1 protein-coding gene is annotated in these 267 nt (G+C 53.9%); it reads right to left on the bottom strand.

Annotation, left to right across the window (positions count from 1 at the left end; all coding sequences use genetic code 11):
* Positions 1-267 (bottom strand): MSCRAMM family adhesin SdrC (locus IAE27_RS29840; protein WP_227685357.1); only part of this gene is annotated, 267 nt, incomplete at both ends.

Raw genomic sequence — 267 nt, 5'->3', positions numbered from 1 at the left:
GAATCGCTGTCAGAGTCAGAATCACTGTCAGAGTCCGAGTCGCTGTCAGAATCCGAATCGCTGTCCGAATCCGAGTCGCTGTCAGAGTCGGAATCGCTGTCAGAATCCGAGTCGCTGTCAGATTCCGAATCGCTGTCCGAATCCGAGTCACTGTCCGAATCCGAATCGCTGTCGGAATCCGAGTCGCTGTCAGAATCCGAGTCGCTGTCAGAGTCAGAATCGCTGTCAGAGTCAGAATCACTGTCAGAGTCCGAGTCGCTGTCAGAA

The sequence above is a fragment of the Klebsiella sp. S69 genome, from assembly GCF_016516145.1.
In the GTDB taxonomy this organism is placed as follows: Bacteria; Pseudomonadota; Gammaproteobacteria; order Enterobacterales; family Enterobacteriaceae; genus Klebsiella; species Klebsiella oxytoca.
Note: the sequence above shows the minus strand (reverse complement) of the source record. Positions and strands in the feature narration are given on the sequence as shown.